The sequence below is a fragment of the Acidovorax sp. M2(2025) genome (assembly GCF_049330835.1).
GTDB lineage: Bacteria > Pseudomonadota > Gammaproteobacteria > Burkholderiales > Burkholderiaceae_C > Acidovorax.
This window is the reverse complement of sequence record NZ_CP186262.1, coordinates 4,496,014-4,510,445: the sequence shown is the minus strand read 5'-3', so window position 1 is coordinate 4,510,445 and position 14,432 is coordinate 4,496,014. Positions and strand designations below refer to the sequence as shown.

The 14,432-nt window shown below is 70.0% G+C and carries 14 protein-coding genes; 4 read left to right on the top strand and 10 right to left on the bottom strand.

The features are described 5' to 3' along the window. Window positions 1-2 precede the first annotated feature (2 nt). Complete coding sequence (ruvB, locus tag ACOYR3_RS20710) at window positions 3-1,067, top strand: Holliday junction branch migration DNA helicase RuvB (RefSeq protein ID WP_422844182.1); 1,065 nt, start codon at window positions 3-5, stop codon at window positions 1,065-1,067. Window positions 1,068-1,105: 38 nt separating this feature from the next. Here the strand turns inward: ruvB and ACOYR3_RS20705 are convergent, their stop codons facing one another. Beyond that, the gene (locus tag ACOYR3_RS20705) at window positions 1,106-2,917 is read right to left on the bottom strand and encodes a lysoplasmalogenase family protein (RefSeq protein WP_422844181.1); all 1,812 of its coding nucleotides are present in this window, start codon (window positions 2,915-2,917) and stop codon (window positions 1,106-1,108) included. 493 nt (window positions 2,918-3,410) lie between these two features. Between ACOYR3_RS20705 and ACOYR3_RS20700 the strand changes: the two genes are divergently transcribed. Beyond that, window positions 3,411-4,775 carry an ATP-binding cassette domain-containing protein gene (locus ACOYR3_RS20700; RefSeq protein WP_422844180.1) on the top strand — a complete coding sequence of 455 codons (1,365 nt, stop codon included), beginning with the start codon at window positions 3,411-3,413 and terminating at the stop codon, window positions 4,773-4,775. 22 nt (window positions 4,776-4,797) lie between these two features. After that, the gene (locus ACOYR3_RS20695) at window positions 4,798-5,202 is read left to right on the top strand and encodes a hypothetical protein (RefSeq protein ID WP_422844179.1); all 405 of its coding nucleotides are present in this window, start codon (window positions 4,798-4,800) and stop codon (window positions 5,200-5,202) included. Window positions 5,203-5,261: 59 nt separating this feature from the next. Here ACOYR3_RS20695 and ACOYR3_RS20690 read toward each other — a convergent pair whose 3' ends face one another. From ACOYR3_RS20690 to ACOYR3_RS20665, 6 genes are all read right to left on the bottom strand, one after another. Further along, window positions 5,262-6,431, bottom strand: a complete 1,170-nt coding sequence (locus ACOYR3_RS20690) for a DSD1 family PLP-dependent enzyme (protein WP_422844178.1) — start codon at window positions 6,429-6,431, stop codon at window positions 5,262-5,264. Further along, on the bottom strand, window positions 6,415-7,065 hold the full coding sequence (locus tag ACOYR3_RS20685; RefSeq protein ID WP_422844177.1) for a histidine phosphatase family protein: 651 nt from the start codon (window positions 7,063-7,065) through the stop codon (window positions 6,415-6,417). Before ACOYR3_RS20685 ends, ACOYR3_RS20690 begins: the two co-directional genes overlap by 17 nt. Window positions 7,066-7,104: 39 nt before the next feature. Next, window positions 7,105-7,785, bottom strand: a complete 681-nt coding sequence (locus ACOYR3_RS20680; RefSeq protein WP_422844176.1) for a DUF4136 domain-containing protein — start codon at window positions 7,783-7,785, stop codon at window positions 7,105-7,107. 62 nt (window positions 7,786-7,847) lie between these two features. Further along, on the bottom strand, window positions 7,848-8,789 hold the full coding sequence (ttcA, locus tag ACOYR3_RS20675) for a tRNA 2-thiocytidine(32) synthetase TtcA (protein ID WP_422844175.1): 942 nt from the start codon (window positions 8,787-8,789) through the stop codon (window positions 7,848-7,850). 96 nt (window positions 8,790-8,885) lie between these two features. Beyond that, the gene (locus ACOYR3_RS20670) at window positions 8,886-9,269 is read right to left on the bottom strand and encodes a dihydroneopterin aldolase (RefSeq protein ID WP_422844174.1); all 384 of its coding nucleotides are present in this window, start codon (window positions 9,267-9,269) and stop codon (window positions 8,886-8,888) included. A gap of 25 nt (window positions 9,270-9,294) precedes the next feature. Further along, window positions 9,295-10,080 (bottom strand): SDR family oxidoreductase, encoded by a 786-nt coding sequence (locus ACOYR3_RS20665; protein WP_422844173.1) that lies wholly within the window; start codon window positions 10,078-10,080, stop codon window positions 9,295-9,297. On the opposite strand from ACOYR3_RS20665, the gene ACOYR3_RS20660 reads away from it, so the two are divergent. Next, on the top strand, window positions 10,079-11,212 hold the full coding sequence (locus tag ACOYR3_RS20660; protein ID WP_422844172.1) for a class I SAM-dependent methyltransferase: 1,134 nt from the start codon (window positions 10,079-10,081) through the stop codon (window positions 11,210-11,212). The two genes, ACOYR3_RS20665 and ACOYR3_RS20660, sit on opposite strands and share 2 nt — an antisense overlap. Window positions 11,213-11,390: 178 nt before the next feature. Here the strand turns inward: ACOYR3_RS20660 and eutC are convergent, their stop codons facing one another. From eutC to ACOYR3_RS20645, 3 genes are read right to left on the bottom strand one after another with little or no spacing between them, the layout of a single operon-like run. Beyond that, on the bottom strand, window positions 11,391-12,194 hold the full coding sequence (gene eutC, locus ACOYR3_RS20655; RefSeq protein WP_422846630.1) for an ethanolamine ammonia-lyase subunit EutC: 804 nt from the start codon (window positions 12,192-12,194) through the stop codon (window positions 11,391-11,393). A gap of 26 nt (window positions 12,195-12,220) precedes the next feature. Beyond that, window positions 12,221-13,618 (bottom strand): ethanolamine ammonia-lyase subunit EutB, encoded by a 1,398-nt coding sequence (locus ACOYR3_RS20650; RefSeq protein ID WP_422844171.1) that lies wholly within the window; start codon window positions 13,616-13,618, stop codon window positions 12,221-12,223. A gap of 27 nt (window positions 13,619-13,645) precedes the next feature. Next, on the bottom strand, window positions 13,646-14,422 hold the full coding sequence (locus ACOYR3_RS20645; protein ID WP_422844170.1) for a DeoR/GlpR family DNA-binding transcription regulator: 777 nt from the start codon (window positions 14,420-14,422) through the stop codon (window positions 13,646-13,648). Window positions 14,423-14,432: the final 10 nt, after the last annotated feature.

Sequence of the window (14,432 nt, the reverse complement as noted above, 5' to 3'; positions counted from 1 at the left end):
GAATGACGATCCAGACCGACGACTTCGCCCCGGCTCCGGCCAAACGCGTCATCTCCGCCGCGCCCGCATCGCCCCAGGAAGAGGCGATCGAGCGCGCCCTGCGCCCCAAGCTCCTGCAGGAGTACGTGGGCCAGGCCAAGGCGCGCGAGCAGCTGGAGATCTTCATCGGCGCGGCCAGGAAGCGGGGCGAGGCGCTGGACCATGTGCTGCTCTTTGGCCCGCCGGGCCTGGGCAAGACCACGCTCAGCCATATCATTGCGGCCGAGCTGGGCGTCAACCTGCGCCAGACCAGCGGCCCGGTGCTTGAAAAGCCCAAGGACCTGGCGGCGCTGCTGACCAACCTCGAAAAGAACGACGTTCTCTTCATCGACGAGATCCACCGCCTCTCGCCCGTGGTCGAGGAAATCCTCTACCCCGCGCTCGAGGACTACCAGATCGACATCATGATCGGCGAAGGGCCGGCCGCGCGCAGCATCAAGCTGGACCTGCAGCCCTTCACCCTGGTGGGCGCCACCACCCGCGCCGGCATGCTCACCAACCCGCTGCGCGACCGCTTTGGCATCGTCGCGCGGCTGGAGTTCTACACCGCCGAAGAGCTGGCGCGCATCGTGCAGCGCAGTGCGGGCCTGCTCAACGCCCCCATGGACGAAGACGGCGGCTTTGAGATCGCCCGCCGCTCGCGCGGCACACCGCGCATTGCCAACCGCCTGCTGCGCCGCGTGCGCGACTACGCCGAAGTCAAGGGCAACGGCCGCATCACCAAGCCCATCGCCGACAAGGCCCTGGCCATGCTCGATGTGGACCCCCAGGGCTTTGACGTGATGGACCGCAAGCTGCTGGAGGCTGTGATTCACCGCTTCGACGGCGGGCCCGTGGGCCTGGACAACATCGCCGCCAGCATCGGCGAAGAGGCCGGCACCATCGAAGATGTGATCGAGCCCTACCTCATCCAGCAGGGCTTCCTGCAGCGCACCCCGCGCGGTCGCATCGCCACCCTGGCGGCCTTCCGCCACCTGGGTCTGCAGCCGCCGGCGCAGCGCGGCAGCCCGGACCTGTTCGGGGCCTGATTCGGGAGCGCGCCGGGCCAGGCGTCTGGCGCGGGCTCTCAGGCGGCCATGGCCGCGCTCGATGACGCTGCGGCAGTAGTGCCCGAAGGAGATGGGGCAGCTTGCTGCCCCCGCAACCACCCCTCCACCATCAACACCTGGGCCGCATAGTAGGTGGCCAGCACCCACAGCGGGGCCAGGGGCAGGGGTTGCACGAACCGGTTGATGGCCAGCAGGGAATCGCTGAGCATGAAGAACCCCGCGCCCACCGCGACCAGTGCCGCCGGCCCGTTGCGCAGCACTGTTGCGCGGCCCATGGCCTGGGCGGCCATCAGGGCGATCACCAGCACGTAGGCCGCCACCGGACCCCGCAGCGCGGGCGGCAGCCCGCCGGTCCAGAGCACGGCGTACATCGTGCCGCCCAGGGCCAGCGTGCCGGCCAGCGCCCCGCGGTGCGGAAACCACCGCTGCCCGCGATGGAAGAGCGCCAGGTAGCACAGGTGCGCGACCAGAAAGCTCACCAGCCCGGGGATGAAGAATCCCTCGAACATCAGAAACACGTCGCCCGCGAGCGACCCCGCCAGCGCGGCAGCCATCCAGCGGCGGGATTTGGGGTCAAATATGCCGCTAGCGCTCGTGGAATAAGCGCTAGCAGCTACCAAAAAAAGAGCAATAGCCATGGCCATCGGCTTGAACAGCGCGTGCCACTGCGTCCACCCCAGGGCGCTGGTGGCCGTGGCCAGGGCGCCGCATTGCAGCACCAGCGCCATGCCCATGCCCAGGCGGCCTTGCATCACCGCGCCCAGCGCCCACTGGCCCGCCAGCAGCACGGCAAACCAGATGGCGTTGTGGGCCAGCGGCGCGGTGTCGGCGTGCCAGAGGAAGGCCGCCACGCCCGCCAGCAGCAGGCCGAACTCCACCAGCGCAAACCACTGCACGGCCCGCGACATGGGCGGGTAGTACGGCGCTTGTTGCTGTGCTTGCGCCATGTCGAAGGCCGGCTTGGGAAACCGCTGCGCGACATCCTCCGGCCGCCAGCCCGGCGGCTTGAGCCACACCCTGAGCTTGTCCGCCCAGCGCCGCGCGTGCCAGCTGTCGTGCGCCAGCCCCGCGTACACCTGGGCGTTGGCCCACAGCGGGTCCCAGCTGTTGAGCAGGCCGCGCGTGCCATACACGCAGCGGTCGTGCGGGTCCTCGTCCTTGAAGGTGCCGAACAGGCGGTCCCACACGATCAGGATGCCGCCATAGTTCTTGTCCAGGTAGGCATCGTTCACCGCGTGGTGCACGCGATGGTTGCTGGGGCTGCAGAACCAGCGGTCAAACCACGCCCAGCGCCCCTGCAGGCGCGGCACGTGTTCGGTGTGCACCCAGAACTGGTAGAGCAGGTCGACCAGCCCCACCACCACAAACACCAGCGGCGGCACGCCCGCCAGCGCCATCGGCACAAAGAACACCCAGCCCAGCACGGCGCCCGAACTGGTCTGGCGCAGTGCGGTGGAAAGGTTGTAGTCCTGGCTCTGGTGATGCACCGCGTGCGCGGCCCACAGCACGGCCACCTCGTGCCCCATGCGGTGCAGCCAGTAGTAGCAGAAGTCGTAGAACAGCAGCGCCAGCACCCAGCCGGTGACGCTGGTCCAGAACGCATCGTTGCGCCACAGCGCCACGTGCTCGAACAGGGCGGTGTAGATGCCGATGCGCAGCAGCCCCGTGAACACCGCGCTGGTCTGGCTGAGCATGCCCAGGCTGACGCTGCTCACGGCGTCGGCCAGCCGGTAGGTGTTGCGCCGGCGCCGCCAGCCCACCGCCAGCTCCAGGGCCATGAGCAGCAGGAACGCGGGGGTGGCGAGGACGATGATCTGGCTGGGGCTCATGGCCCATTGTCGGGGCGCCGCGCCAGGGTGGAGCTAGGGAAAGACCGGGGCAGGGCAGTGGGACGATGGTGGTTAGCCCACCCTGACCGAGCCGCGCGCAAGCGCTGCCACGCCCCCACCACACTAGCACCACGCCTGCGATGGTAGGCGCAGCACACCTCGCCCACGGCAACCGCGGGGCTGCGCGGTGTGTGTACCGTGCAGCAGCCCACCCGGCGCGGCAGAGGTGCGCCTTGCCGCCCATCCCGATCCAGGGCCGCCGCATTGCGCAGACTCATGCAGCGTCGCTTTAAGCTTTGTGCAAGCTTGGCGTGCCATCATCCGCGCCCCGCCAAAAAACGAGCGGGATTTTGATCCAGCGCATCACCCCAGTTCTGAAATTTGCTAGCTGACCTGGGCATCCTTTCAAGGTCCTGGGCCAGGGTGTGCGGATCCTGTTGCTTCTCTTGCCTCTGCCTTCGGGCTGCAGGCGCATACACACCTCAATCACCCCATGAACAGCACGCACTGCCTGGAGGCAGCCGGCTTTGGCGTAGCCTTTGGCGCCAAAGTGGTTTTGGCGGACATCGAGCTGGTGTTGCCGCGCGGCAGCATCACGGCATTGCTGGGCCCTTCGGGGGCCGGTAAATCGACCTTGCTGCAAACGCTGGCGGGCCGGTACGCCCACCATCCCCGGCACGCCCAGCGGGGCACGGTGCTGTACGACGGCCGGCCGCTGGCCCCAGACCACCGGCCACGCCTGGTGCAGCAAAACGCCCAGCTCATGGCCGCCCCCGTACTGCATGCGCTGGCGGACCCGGTGCGTGAACGGCTGGGCCGCTCGCCCGCCGAAGTGCGCGCCTGGTGCGGCGCGCTGGTCCGCCGCATGGGCGTGCCAGAGCTGGAGGGCGCGCTCGACCAGCCCACGCTGGAGCTGTCTCCGATGCTCCAGCGCGCCGTGGCCATCCTGCGTGAAGCCGTGAACGAACCGGCGTTGCTGATGGTGGACGAGCCCACCGCCGACCTCTCGGACTACGAGGCCTACGTCCTGCTGGAGCTTCTGCGCGAAGTGGGCCGCACCAGCACGCTGCTGGTGGTGCTGCACAACCAGCGCCATGCGTCGCGGCTGGCCGACCGGATGGCCTTGCTGGCCGGCGGACGCGTGCAGGAAGCCCGGGAGATGGAGAACTTCCTGGCAGCGCCCGCCTCAGAGGCCGGGCAGCAGTTCGTGCGAACGGGAAGCTGCGCCGTGCCGGCCCCCGACGCCGACCCTGCCATGCTGGCCGACGGGGTCGTGCCCCCACCCCCGCTCGGCCCGTGGCCGGGCATTGCGGACTCCGCAGCGGCGCAGCCGCCGGTGAGCGGCCGCACCGAGGCCGCACGCAGCGCCGGCGCGGCCTCTGCGGCCGGGGCGCCGCACGGGTTTGCATGGCTGGAGCCCGGCCGCCTGGCCGGCACGCCCATGCCCGGGGTGGTCAACGAGATCGACCTCGACCTGGCGGCCCTCCGGCGCATGGGCATCACCCGCCTGATCACGCTCACCGAACGCGATCTGCCGCAAGCGGCGCTGCAGCGCCATGGCCTGACCAACCTGCACCTGCCTATCCGCGACCACGAGGCCCCCAGCACCGGGCAGATCCAGATGCTGCTCAAGCGCATGGAAACCTTCCTGGCCCAAGGTGAAGTCCTGGCCGTGCACTGCCTGGCCGGACGCGGCCGTACCGGCACGGTGCTTGCCGCCTGGTGGATCCGCGAGGGCCTGACCGCCCAAGAGGCTCTGCGCCGCCTGCGTCTGCGCGATGCCCGCTATGTGCAAAGCGCCGAGCAGGAAGCGTTTCTGCAGCGCTACGAAGACCTCATCCTGCAAAAGATTGTCTAACTGAAGAAGAAAGAAGATCCCCATGAGTTTTGATGCAGCCTTGAACCACGCCGCAGCCTCCGTCCCGGAGTGCGTCGCCGCAGGCTATGTGGACGTGGCTTCGGGTATGTTGCTGTCCCTGAAAACCGTGGACTCGCACCCCCAGCAAGTCATCGACCTGCTGGCCGCCGCCACCGCCGACATGTTCAACGGCCCCAACGTCAGCATGATCGAGCGGATTTTCAAGAAGGCCCGCGGGCTGGAAGACGACGGTTTCCACTACTTCCAGGAGATCATCGTCAACAGCGAAAACCTGATCCACGTCTTCCTGCGCGGCAAGACCAACCCCGAGTACGTCGCCGTGTTTGTTTGCCGCAAGACCGCCAACCTGGGCATGGCGCTGACCAAGGCGCGCTTGGCGATGCCCGCACTGGAGGCGGCCTTCTGAGGGCCTGATCCTCTGCGGCGACCGCGGGTGCGCCGCAGCCTACCGCGGAAGAGGGCGCCTCAGGTCAGCGCGCCCCGGGCATCCACCCGGATGATCCGCTCCACCACGCCCCCGGTCAGCCCGCCGCGCACGCCGATCAAGAAGTCGTACAGGTTCACCGTGGGGTCGCAATGGCCGGGGATGAGCCACAGCATGCGGCCCAGGCCGGGGAGGCGGGCTTCGGGGCCTTCGGCGTGGAGCAGGCCGTGTTCGTCGCCGCCATTGGCATAGCGCAGGGCGCGATCGGGCGGCAGCAGGGCCACGCGCGGCAGGCCGGAGTCGATGGCGTGGCTCTTGTGCCCGGCGTCGCACACGGCGTGCGTGTCGTGCACGGAAATCACCTGGGTCTTGATGAAGAGGGCGTGTTCGAACGCGGGCTGCGCGGGCTCGCGCTCGTTGCGGGCGTAGTCGGCGTCCATGAACAGGAAGGAGCCCGCCTGCAGTTCGCCAAACACGCCGCTCGCGGCCTCGTGCACCAGCGTGCCGGTGCCCGAGCCGGTGATGAGGGGCACGGTGAGGCCCTCCGCCTCGATGAGCTGGCGGGTGTGGTTGGCCGCGCGCACCACCTGTGCGATGGCCTCCTTGCGGCCCAGGCTGCTGGCCAGGTGCTGGGCGCGGCCGTGGTAGGCCTGCAGGCCCGCAAAGCGCAGGCGCGGGCTGCGCGAGACGGCCAGCGCCAGGGGCACGGCCGCTTCGCCGGGCGGCACGCCGCAGCGGCCCTGGCCCACGTCGATTTCCACCAGCACGTCGATGCCGGCATCGCTGCCCTGCTGGGCCATGGCCTCGGCCAGGCGCTCGATGCCCTCGGGGTGGTCCACAGCCAGGCCCAGGCGCCCGCCGCGCGCCGCCAGCTGGGCGGCCAGCCGCGCCACGCGGTGCAGCTTGGGCATGGCGATGACCTGGTTGGTGATGGTGATGTCCTGAACGCCGCCGGCAGCCAGGGCCTCGGCTTCGGACACCTTCTGCACGCACACGCCCTGGGCGCCCGCGTGCTGCAGCTGCAGGGCGAGTTCGGCGCTCTTGTGCATCTTGGCGTGGGGGCGCCAGCGCACGTGGTGCTTGCGCGCGAAGTCGGCCATGCGCTGGATGTTGCGCTCCATGGCGTCCAGGTCCACCACGGCGGCGGGCGTGTCGATGTGGTCCACGCGCTGGCCGACGGTGAACTGCAGGGCTTCAGGAATGGGCTTCATCGCGCGGGACGTTGTCGTTGTTGTTGTCGAGGTGCTGGGTGTCGGCCCAGCCGATCAGGGTGAGGCCGTCTTCGGTCCACAGCAGGCGGTTGATGGCGGCGTTGGACAGCTGCCAGGTGCGCGGGGCCTGGATGTCCTGGCGCGTCGCCAGGCGGTACAGCACGTCCAGCACGCCGCCGTGCGCCACCATTACCACCTGCTCGCCCACGTGGCGCTGCGCCAGCGTGGCGACGGTGCGCTCGATGCGCTCGCGCAGGGCAACGAGGGATTCGCCGCCGTCGGGGGCGTAGTGCGGGTCGCGCTTGCGCCAGCGCAGGGCGTCCTCGGGCAGCTCGGCCTCGATCTCGGCGAACGTGCGGCCCTGGAAGTGGCCGAAACTGCGCTCGCGCAGGCCCGGCTCGGCCGTCAGCGGTGCGCCGGTGGCGTGCGCCACGGCCTGGGCGGTGGTGTGGGCGCGCTGCAGGTCGCTGGTGTAGATGGCGGCAATGGGCTCGCCGGCCAGGGCCTGTGCCACCCGGGCGGCCTGCCACAGGCCGGTGTCGTTGAGCGGGATGTCCAGGTGGCCCTGGATGCGGGTGTCCACGTTCCAGGCGGTTTCGCCGTGGCGGATGGCAACGATGCGGGTGGCTTGCATGCGGTAGGGCGAGCGTGAGCGAGAGGAATAAGCGCCAGATCAGCGCGCGGGCGGGGTGGGGACGGCCACGCCCGGCTGGGCCGGCGCTGCGGCCGGGGCGGCCGGTGCATTGCCGGGAGCCGGGGGTAGTGGCAGCCGGACCTGGCGCGGGCCCTGCGGCGGCTGCGGAAAGCCCTGCAGCGCCGCGTCGAACAGCACGCCGTACACGGCCGGGTCGCTCACCCACACGTCTTCGTGCGTGGCAGAGGTTTCGTACACCACGGCCTGGGTGGCGGCATCGCGCATCACGACGCTGACCGCCCGGCGGTACAGCGGGGTGGGATCGTTGAAGCGCCATGCGCCATGGAAGCCCCAGCCGCGCCCGTACCAGCCCCCGAAGCCCCAGGGGGCCGGGCCGTACGGACCGGCAAACGGGTCATAGCGGGGCACGGTGTCGGCCTGCACGCCGATCTGCACCAGCAGCCGGGGGGCGGCATCGTCACGCTGCAGGCCCGCGCGGGCCAGGGCCTGGTCGGCCAGGGTGGCGATGGGGCCGAACGACGGCATCTGCTGCGAGGGCAGGCGGTCGATGCGGTAGGTGGCGGGGGCGGGCACGGCCGCCAGGGTGGAGAAGCTCTGCACCTGGCCCTCCACCACGCGCTGGGTGCTGCAGCCTGCCAGGCCGGCCACGGCGGCGGCGCACAGCAGCAGGGCGGGAATCCGAATCCATCGGCGCATCATGGGCGACTCCTCAAAGAACGGGACTCCGTTGTGACCGCCGTGCCCGCCGGAGGTCCATTCATTCACGAGAGCTGCACCACCTGCACGCCGCCGGGCAGCAGGGGTTGCGGCGCGGAGAACTCTTCCTTGTCGAAGGCCTTGTCGCCGTTCTCGTCCGCCACGCCGGTGGCGCGGGCGTTCTTGAAGTCGTACAGCCCGCCGTCCAGCAGGTGCGAGGGCACCACGTTCTGCAGCGCGTTGAACATGTTCTCCACGCGGCCGGGGAATTTCTTCTCCCACTCGCGCAGCATCTCGCCCACCTGCTTGCGCTGCAGGTTTTCCTGGCTGCCGCACAGGTTGCAGGGGATGATGGGGAAGTCGCGGTGCGCGGCCCAGCGGGCGGTGTCCTTCTCGGGCACGTAGGCCAGGGGGCGGATCACCACGTGCCGGCCGTCGTCGCTCACCAGCTTGGCGGGCATGCTCTTCATCTTGCCGCCGAAGAACATGTTCAGCAGCAGCGTCTGCAAGATGTCGTCGCGGTGGTGGCCCAGGGCGATCTTGGTGCAGCCCAGCTCGTCGGCCACGCGGTACAGGATGCCCCGGCGCAGGCGGCTGCACAGGCTGCAGGTGGTCTTGCCCTCGGGGATGAGCTTCTTGACGATGCTGTAGGTGTCCTCGTTCTCGATGTGGAACGGGATGCCCTGCGCGCGCAGGTAGTCGGGCAGCACGTGCTCCGGGAAGCCGGGCTGCTTCTGGTCCAGGTTGACGGCCACCAGGTCGAAGTGGATGGGCGCGCGGGCCTGCAGCTTGAGCAGGATGTCCAGCAGCGTGTAGCTGTCCTTGCCGCCGGACATGCACACCATGACCTTGTCGCCTTCCTCGATCATGTTGAAGTCGACGATGGCCTTGCCCACCTCGCGGCACAGGCGCTTTTCCAGCTTGTGGGTTTCGCGCTCGATCTTGAGATCGGTGCGCCCCGCGGCCACGGCGGGTTGTTCTGCGTCGGGTGTCCAGGCGGTACTCATGGCCCCGATTGTCTCATTCCGGCCGCAGTGCGCGCCTGCGCTGCGCGGCTTCACCGTGCGGTCCTGCGGGTTGCCCGCAGCGGCCTGCCCGCGCGGCTACCAGGTGCCGGCCTCCACGCGGATCGCCACCTCGCAGTCGTCAAAGATCTCCAGCTTGGCGATCTTCACGCGCACGCCCAGCACGCCGGGCAGCTGCATCAGCCGGTGGGCCAGCTTGCCGATCAGGCTCTCCAGCAGGTTCACGTGTTCGGCCGTGCACTCGTCGATGATGATCTGGCGCACCTTGCGGTAGTCCAGCACGTGGCCGATGTCGTCGTCGTGCGGCAGCAGGGGCTGCAGGCCCTGGTTCAGCTCGGCATCCACCTGGATGGGCTGGGGGGCGGTGCGCTCGTGGTCCAGGATGCCCAGGTTGGCGTCAAAGCGCAGCCCGGTGAGCGTGAGGATCTGGGTGCCGGAGGTGGGGGCAAAGGCGTCGTTCATCAGGGTTTCCAGCGTAAGCCGGTGCTCACATCATCGAAAAGTCGCGCTCGAACCGCATCAGGTGCTGGCCGCCGTCCACCAGCAGCGTGGTGCCGGTGAGCGAGCGGTTTTCCAGCGCGAAGCGCACCGTGGCGGCCACGTCTTCGGGCGTGGACGAGCGGCCCAGCGGGCTCAGGCTGTGCAGCTGGGCAAATTTCTCTTCGCTCAGCCATTCGCTGGTCAGCGTGAGGCCGGGCGCCACGCCCACCACCCGCACGCGGGGCGCCAGCGCCAGCGCCAGCATGGTGCCGGCGGCTTCCAGGGCCGCCTTGGACAGGGTGTAGCTCACAAAGTCGGGGTTCTGATTCCAGAGCTTCTGGTCCAGCAGGTTCACCACGGCGCCCTGGGCGTCGGCCTCGCCGGCGGCGGCGCGATCGGCCACATGGCGGTGCAGGGCCTCGGCCAGCAGCACGGGGGCCGCCGTGTTGCTGCGCAGGTGCTTTTCCAGCGCGGCAAAACCAAAGCTGTGCGCGGTGTCGTGCTCGAACAGCGAGGCGCTGTTGACCACCGCATCCACCCGGCCAAAGTGGGCCACCACACGGGGCAGCAGGGCGCGCACGGCGGCTTCGTCCTGAAAATCTGCATCAAAATGGGCGCTAGCGCCCGCCAGATCTGCGCAAGAAGCTACTGTTTCAATAGCGTCCTGCTGCGACGCGCGGTAGTGCACCGCCACCTGCCAGCCGCCCGCGGCCAGCGCCAGCGCAATGCTGCGGCCCAGGCGCCGGGCGGCACCCGTGACCAGGACGGTGCGGGGCGGGGAGGCGGAGGGCATGGGGCTCTGGGACAATGCGGCCGTGACGAAAAGACCCGACAGTTTAACGACCGCCCTGCACCAGCACATTGCCCGGGCCATCGCCGCCGCGGGCGGCTGGCTGGGCTTTGACCGCTTCATGGAACTGGCCCTGTACACCCCGGGCCTGGGCTACTACGCCAACGATTCCACCAAGTTCGGCGCCCTGCCCGAGTCCGGCAGCGACTTCGTGACCGCCCCCGAGCTCACGCCCCTGTTCGGCCAGACCCTGGCCGTGCAGGTGGGCGAGGCGCTGGCGCAGACTGGCACCGATGAGGTGTGGGAATTTGGCGCGGGCTCTGGCGCGCTGGCGCTGCAGTTGCTGGATGCCCTGGGCGACCAGGTGCAGCGCTACACCATCGTCGATCTGTCGGGCAGCCTGCGCGCGCGCCAGCAGGCCACGCTGGCGGCGCATGCACACAAGGTCCGCTGGGTGGACGCGCTGCCGGACCACTTCCGCGGCGTGGTGGTGGGCAACGAGGTGCTGGACGCCATGCCGGTGCAGCTGCTGGCGCGCCACGGCGGGCAGGCGCAGGGCGTGTGGCACGAGCGCGGCGTGGTGGTGGCCGAGGACGGCCGCTTCGCCTGGGCCGACCGCCCCACGCCGCTGCGCCCGCCCATCGACATCGAAGGCCCGCACGACTACCTGACCGAGATCCACGCCCAGGGCGAAGGCTTTGTGCGCATGCTGGCCGACCGCCTGGAGCGCGGCGCCGCCTTTCTGCTGGACTACGGCTTTGGCGAGGACGAGTACTACCACCCCCAGCGCCACATGGGCACCGTGATGTGCCACCAGGGCCACCTGGCCGACGGCGACCCGCTGGTGGAAGTGGGCCGCAAGGACATCACCGCCCACGTCAACTTCACCGCCATCGCCCTGGCCGCGCAGGAGGCGGGCCTGAACGTGCTGGGCTACACCACGCAGGCGCACTTCCTCATCAATTGCGGGCTGCTCCCAAAAATGGAGCAGCTTGCGCAAGCCCAGCGGGCGACGGCGTCCAAATTGATCATGGAACACGAGATGGGCGAGCTGTTCAAGGTGCTGGCCCTGGGCGCGGGCGAGCCGTGGGAGCCGCTGGGGTTTGCGCACGGGGACCGGTCGCACCGGCTGTAGGCGGCGATAGCGGTTTGGCTCCCTCTCCCCTTGTAGGGGAGGGTTGGGGAGAGGGGGCTGGCTTGGGCGCACTGCGGCTCATTGCCCCCCCTCTCCCCGGCCCTCCCCCGCGAGGGGGGAGGGAGTTTCGAGGCAGGGACTCGGCCTCCGGGAAATCGGCTACCGGGTAAGGGGAAAGCTATTTTTCGGCGCGTAGCTGCGCTGGCGCCAGGCTGCCAGCTCCCATTTCAGCCGCCAGCGTGAGCCCGTCGCTGCGGTCCTTGAGCCCCACGCCCGTTTGCCCCAGCTCCCGTGCCGCCCGGCACAGCCACCACAGGCGCGCGGCCGCCAGGGCCGGCTGCAGGCCTTCGGGCCGCACGTTGGAGATGCAGTTGCGCTCGGCGTCGCTGCGGCCCACCTGCGGTTGCCAGGTCAGGTAGATGCCCAGGCTGTCGGGTGAGCTGAGGCCTGGCCGCTCGCCGACCAGCACCGCCACCAGGCGCGCGCCCAGCAGCGCGCCCACCTCGTCACCCAGCGCCACGCGGGCCTGCTGGGCAATCACCACGGGGCCGAGGTGCCAGCCCGCCGGCGCCTGCTGGCGAAGGGCCTCGATGAGCGGTGGCGCCTGCCGCGCCACGGCCAGGGACGAGAGGCCGTCCGCCACCACCAGCAGCAGGTCGATGGGGGCGGCCGCTTGCGCGCGCAGCATCTGCGCATCCGCATCGCACAGCCGCCGGCCCAGGTCGGGGCGCAGCAGGTAGGTGGCGCGGTCGGGCGCGGCGCTGTGCACCGGCAGCGTGGTGCAGCCCAGGGCCTGCAACTGCGCGGCCAGCGCTTCGGCGTCCAGCGGAATGTGCACGGCATCGCGCGCCTGCGCGTGGGCCATGCCAAAGCGCAGCAGCTCGGCCGTGGGCAGCGCCGCGCCCGCGCGGCCCAGCGCCAGGCGGGCCTGGGTGTGGGCGCGCAGGTCGGCCCAGGGGTCGGGGGGGATGCCGTGGGGAATGCCGGGGGAAAAAGGCGGCTGGTCCGTCATGCGCCAATCCTCCATTGCCGCAGTTGCGTCAGAGCAGGGTGGCTGGCGCTGGCAGGCAGCAGGCGTCCGCCCGCATCGGTGATCTGCATGCGCTCCAGCCACGCAGCAAACTCCGGTGCGCAGCGCAGGCCCAGCACCTCGCGCAGGTACAGCGCGTCGTGGAACGACGTGCTCTGGTAGTTGAGCATGATGTCGTCCGCGCCCGGCACGCCCATGATGAAGGTCAGCCCCGCCGCGCCCAGCAGCGTCATCAGCGTGTCCATGTCGTCCGAATCGGCCTCGGCGTGGTTGGTGTAGCAGACGTCGCAGCCCAGCGGCACGCCCAGCAGCTTGCCGCAGAAGTGGTCTTCCAGCCCTGCGCGGATGATCTGCTTGCCGTCGTACAAATACTCCGGCCCGATGAAGCCCACCACCGTGTTGGTGAGCAGTGGGGAGAAAGCGCGGGCCACCCCATAGGCCCGCGCCTCGCAGGTCTGCTGGTCCACACCGTGGTGCGCGTTGGCCGACAGGGCGCTGCCCTGGCCGGTCTCGAAGTACATGACGTTGTCGCCCAGGGTTCCCCGTTGCAGCGACAAAGCCGCCTCGCGCGCTTCCTTTAGCAACGCCAGCGAAATTCCAAAGCCCGCGTTGGCCGCCTCGGTGCCCGCAATCGACTGGAACACCAGGTCCACCGGCGCGCCGTGCTCGATCATCTGCAGGGTGTTGGTCACATGGGTCAGCACGCAGGCCTGCGTGGGGATCTGCAGCGTGGCGATCACCTCGCCCAGCATCTGCACCAGCCCCGTGAGCGCGGCGATGCTGTCGGTGGCCGGGTTCACGCCGATCACCGCGTCGCCCGCGCCGTACAGCAGGCCATCGATCATCGAGGCCGCAATGCCGCGCAGATCGTCCGTCGGGTGGTTGGGCTGCAGCCGCACGGCCAGGCGGTCCGGCAGGCCGAGGGTGTTGCGAAACCGCGTGACCACGCGGCACTTGCGCGCCACGGCGATCAGGTCCTGGTTGCGCATGAGCTTGCTCACCGCCGCCGCCATCTCGGGCGTGATGCCGGGGGCCACGGCGGCCAGCGCTGCGCTGTCGGTGTCGTGCGCCAGCAGCCAGTTGCGGAAGTCGCCCACGGTGAGGTGGGCGATGGGCGCAAAGGCGGCGGTGTCGTGCGTGTCGAGGATGAGGCGCGTGACCTCGTCGCTTTCGTAGGGGATGACGGCTTCGTTCAGGAAGGCCTTGAGCGGCACCTCGGCCAGCGCCATGCGCGCGGCCATGCGCTCCACGGCCGACGCGGCAGCAATGCCCGCCAGCGCGTCGCCCGAGCGCAGGGGCGTGGCCTTGGCCAGCAGATCGCGCAGGCCGTCAAAGTGCCAGCGTTCGCCGCCGAAGGTGTGCTGGTAGGAGGCCATGGTGCGCGGCGCCTCGACGGAATGGGGTCAGGCCACCACGGTGTGGCAGCCGGCGGCCTGCAGGGCCGCCAGCGCGGGCAGCGACCGCGCACCCGCATCGGTGACCAGGGTGTCCACCTCGGCCAGGGGCGCGTAGGTGACGCGGCTGGCCTGCCCCACCTTGCTGTGGTCGGCCAGCACCACCAGCTGCCGGGCCTGCGCGGCCATGGCGCGGGCCACGGCGGCCTCGTGGTGTTCAAAGCTGGTGGCGCCGCTGTGCACGTTGATGCCCACGGGCGAGAGCAGCGCCACGTCGGCGCGGTAGCGATGGATTTCAGCCACGGTGGTGTCGCCGTGCGTGGCCTGCATGGCGGGGTCGGTGCGGCCGCCGAGCAGGATCACGTCGTTGCGTGCGCTGCGCCCGGCGTCGGCCGCCGCCAGCTTGAGCGCCACGTTCAGCCCGTTGGTGATGATGGTCAGGCCCGACAGGCCCGACAGCGCCTCGGCCAGCAAGGTGGTGGTGCTGCCCGCGTCGATGAGCAAGGTTTGCCCTGGCTGCACCAACTGCAAAGCGGCACGGGCGATGGCGCGCTTTTCGCGCTCGCGCACGGCCTGGCGCACGGCCAGCGGGGGCTCGGGCTCCGGCCCCTGGGCCACCACGCCGCCGTGCACGCGCCGCAGCAGGCCTTGCGACTCCAGCGCCAGGATGTCGCGGCGCACCGTCTCGCGCGATACCTCCAGGTCTTGCGCGATGCGCTCGGTGCTCACGCGCGAGAGCGTGGACAGCAGCGTGCGGATGCGGAGAAAACGTTCTTCTTGCAGCATGGGGGCGATG

Bases quoted from the DNA above. Each gene is read 5' to 3' on its own strand.
- ruvB (WP_422844182.1), top strand. From the start codon at position 3: ATGACGATCCAGACCGACGACTTCGCCCCGGCTCCGGCCAAACGCGTC.
- ACOYR3_RS20705 (WP_422844181.1), bottom strand. From the start codon at position 2,917: ATGAGCCCCAGCCAGATCATCGTCCTCGCCACCCCCGCGTTCCTGCTG.
- ACOYR3_RS20700 (WP_422844180.1), top strand. From the start codon at position 3,411: ATGAACAGCACGCACTGCCTGGAGGCAGCCGGCTTTGGCGTAGCCTTT.
- ACOYR3_RS20695 (WP_422844179.1), top strand. From the start codon at position 4,798: ATGAGTTTTGATGCAGCCTTGAACCACGCCGCAGCCTCCGTCCCGGAG.
- ACOYR3_RS20690 (WP_422844178.1), bottom strand. From the start codon at position 6,431: ATGAAGCCCATTCCTGAAGCCCTGCAGTTCACCGTCGGCCAGCGCGTG.
- ACOYR3_RS20685 (WP_422844177.1), bottom strand. From the start codon at position 7,065: ATGCAAGCCACCCGCATCGTTGCCATCCGCCACGGCGAAACCGCCTGG.
- ACOYR3_RS20680 (WP_422844176.1), bottom strand. From the start codon at position 7,785: ATGATGCGCCGATGGATTCGGATTCCCGCCCTGCTGCTGTGCGCCGCC.
- ttcA (WP_422844175.1), bottom strand. From the start codon at position 8,789: ATGAGTACCGCCTGGACACCCGACGCAGAACAACCCGCCGTGGCCGCG.
- ACOYR3_RS20670 (WP_422844174.1), bottom strand. From the start codon at position 9,269: ATGAACGACGCCTTTGCCCCCACCTCCGGCACCCAGATCCTCACGCTC.
- ACOYR3_RS20660 (WP_422844172.1), top strand. From the start codon at position 10,079: ATGGGGCTCTGGGACAATGCGGCCGTGACGAAAAGACCCGACAGTTTA.
- ACOYR3_RS20665 (WP_422844173.1), bottom strand. From the start codon at position 10,080: ATGCCCTCCGCCTCCCCGCCCCGCACCGTCCTGGTCACGGGTGCCGCC.
- ACOYR3_RS20650 (WP_422844171.1), bottom strand. From the start codon at position 13,618: ATGGCCTCCTACCAGCACACCTTCGGCGGCGAACGCTGGCACTTTGAC.
- ACOYR3_RS20645 (WP_422844170.1), bottom strand. From the start codon at position 14,422: ATGCTGCAAGAAGAACGTTTTCTCCGCATCCGCACGCTGCTGTCCACG.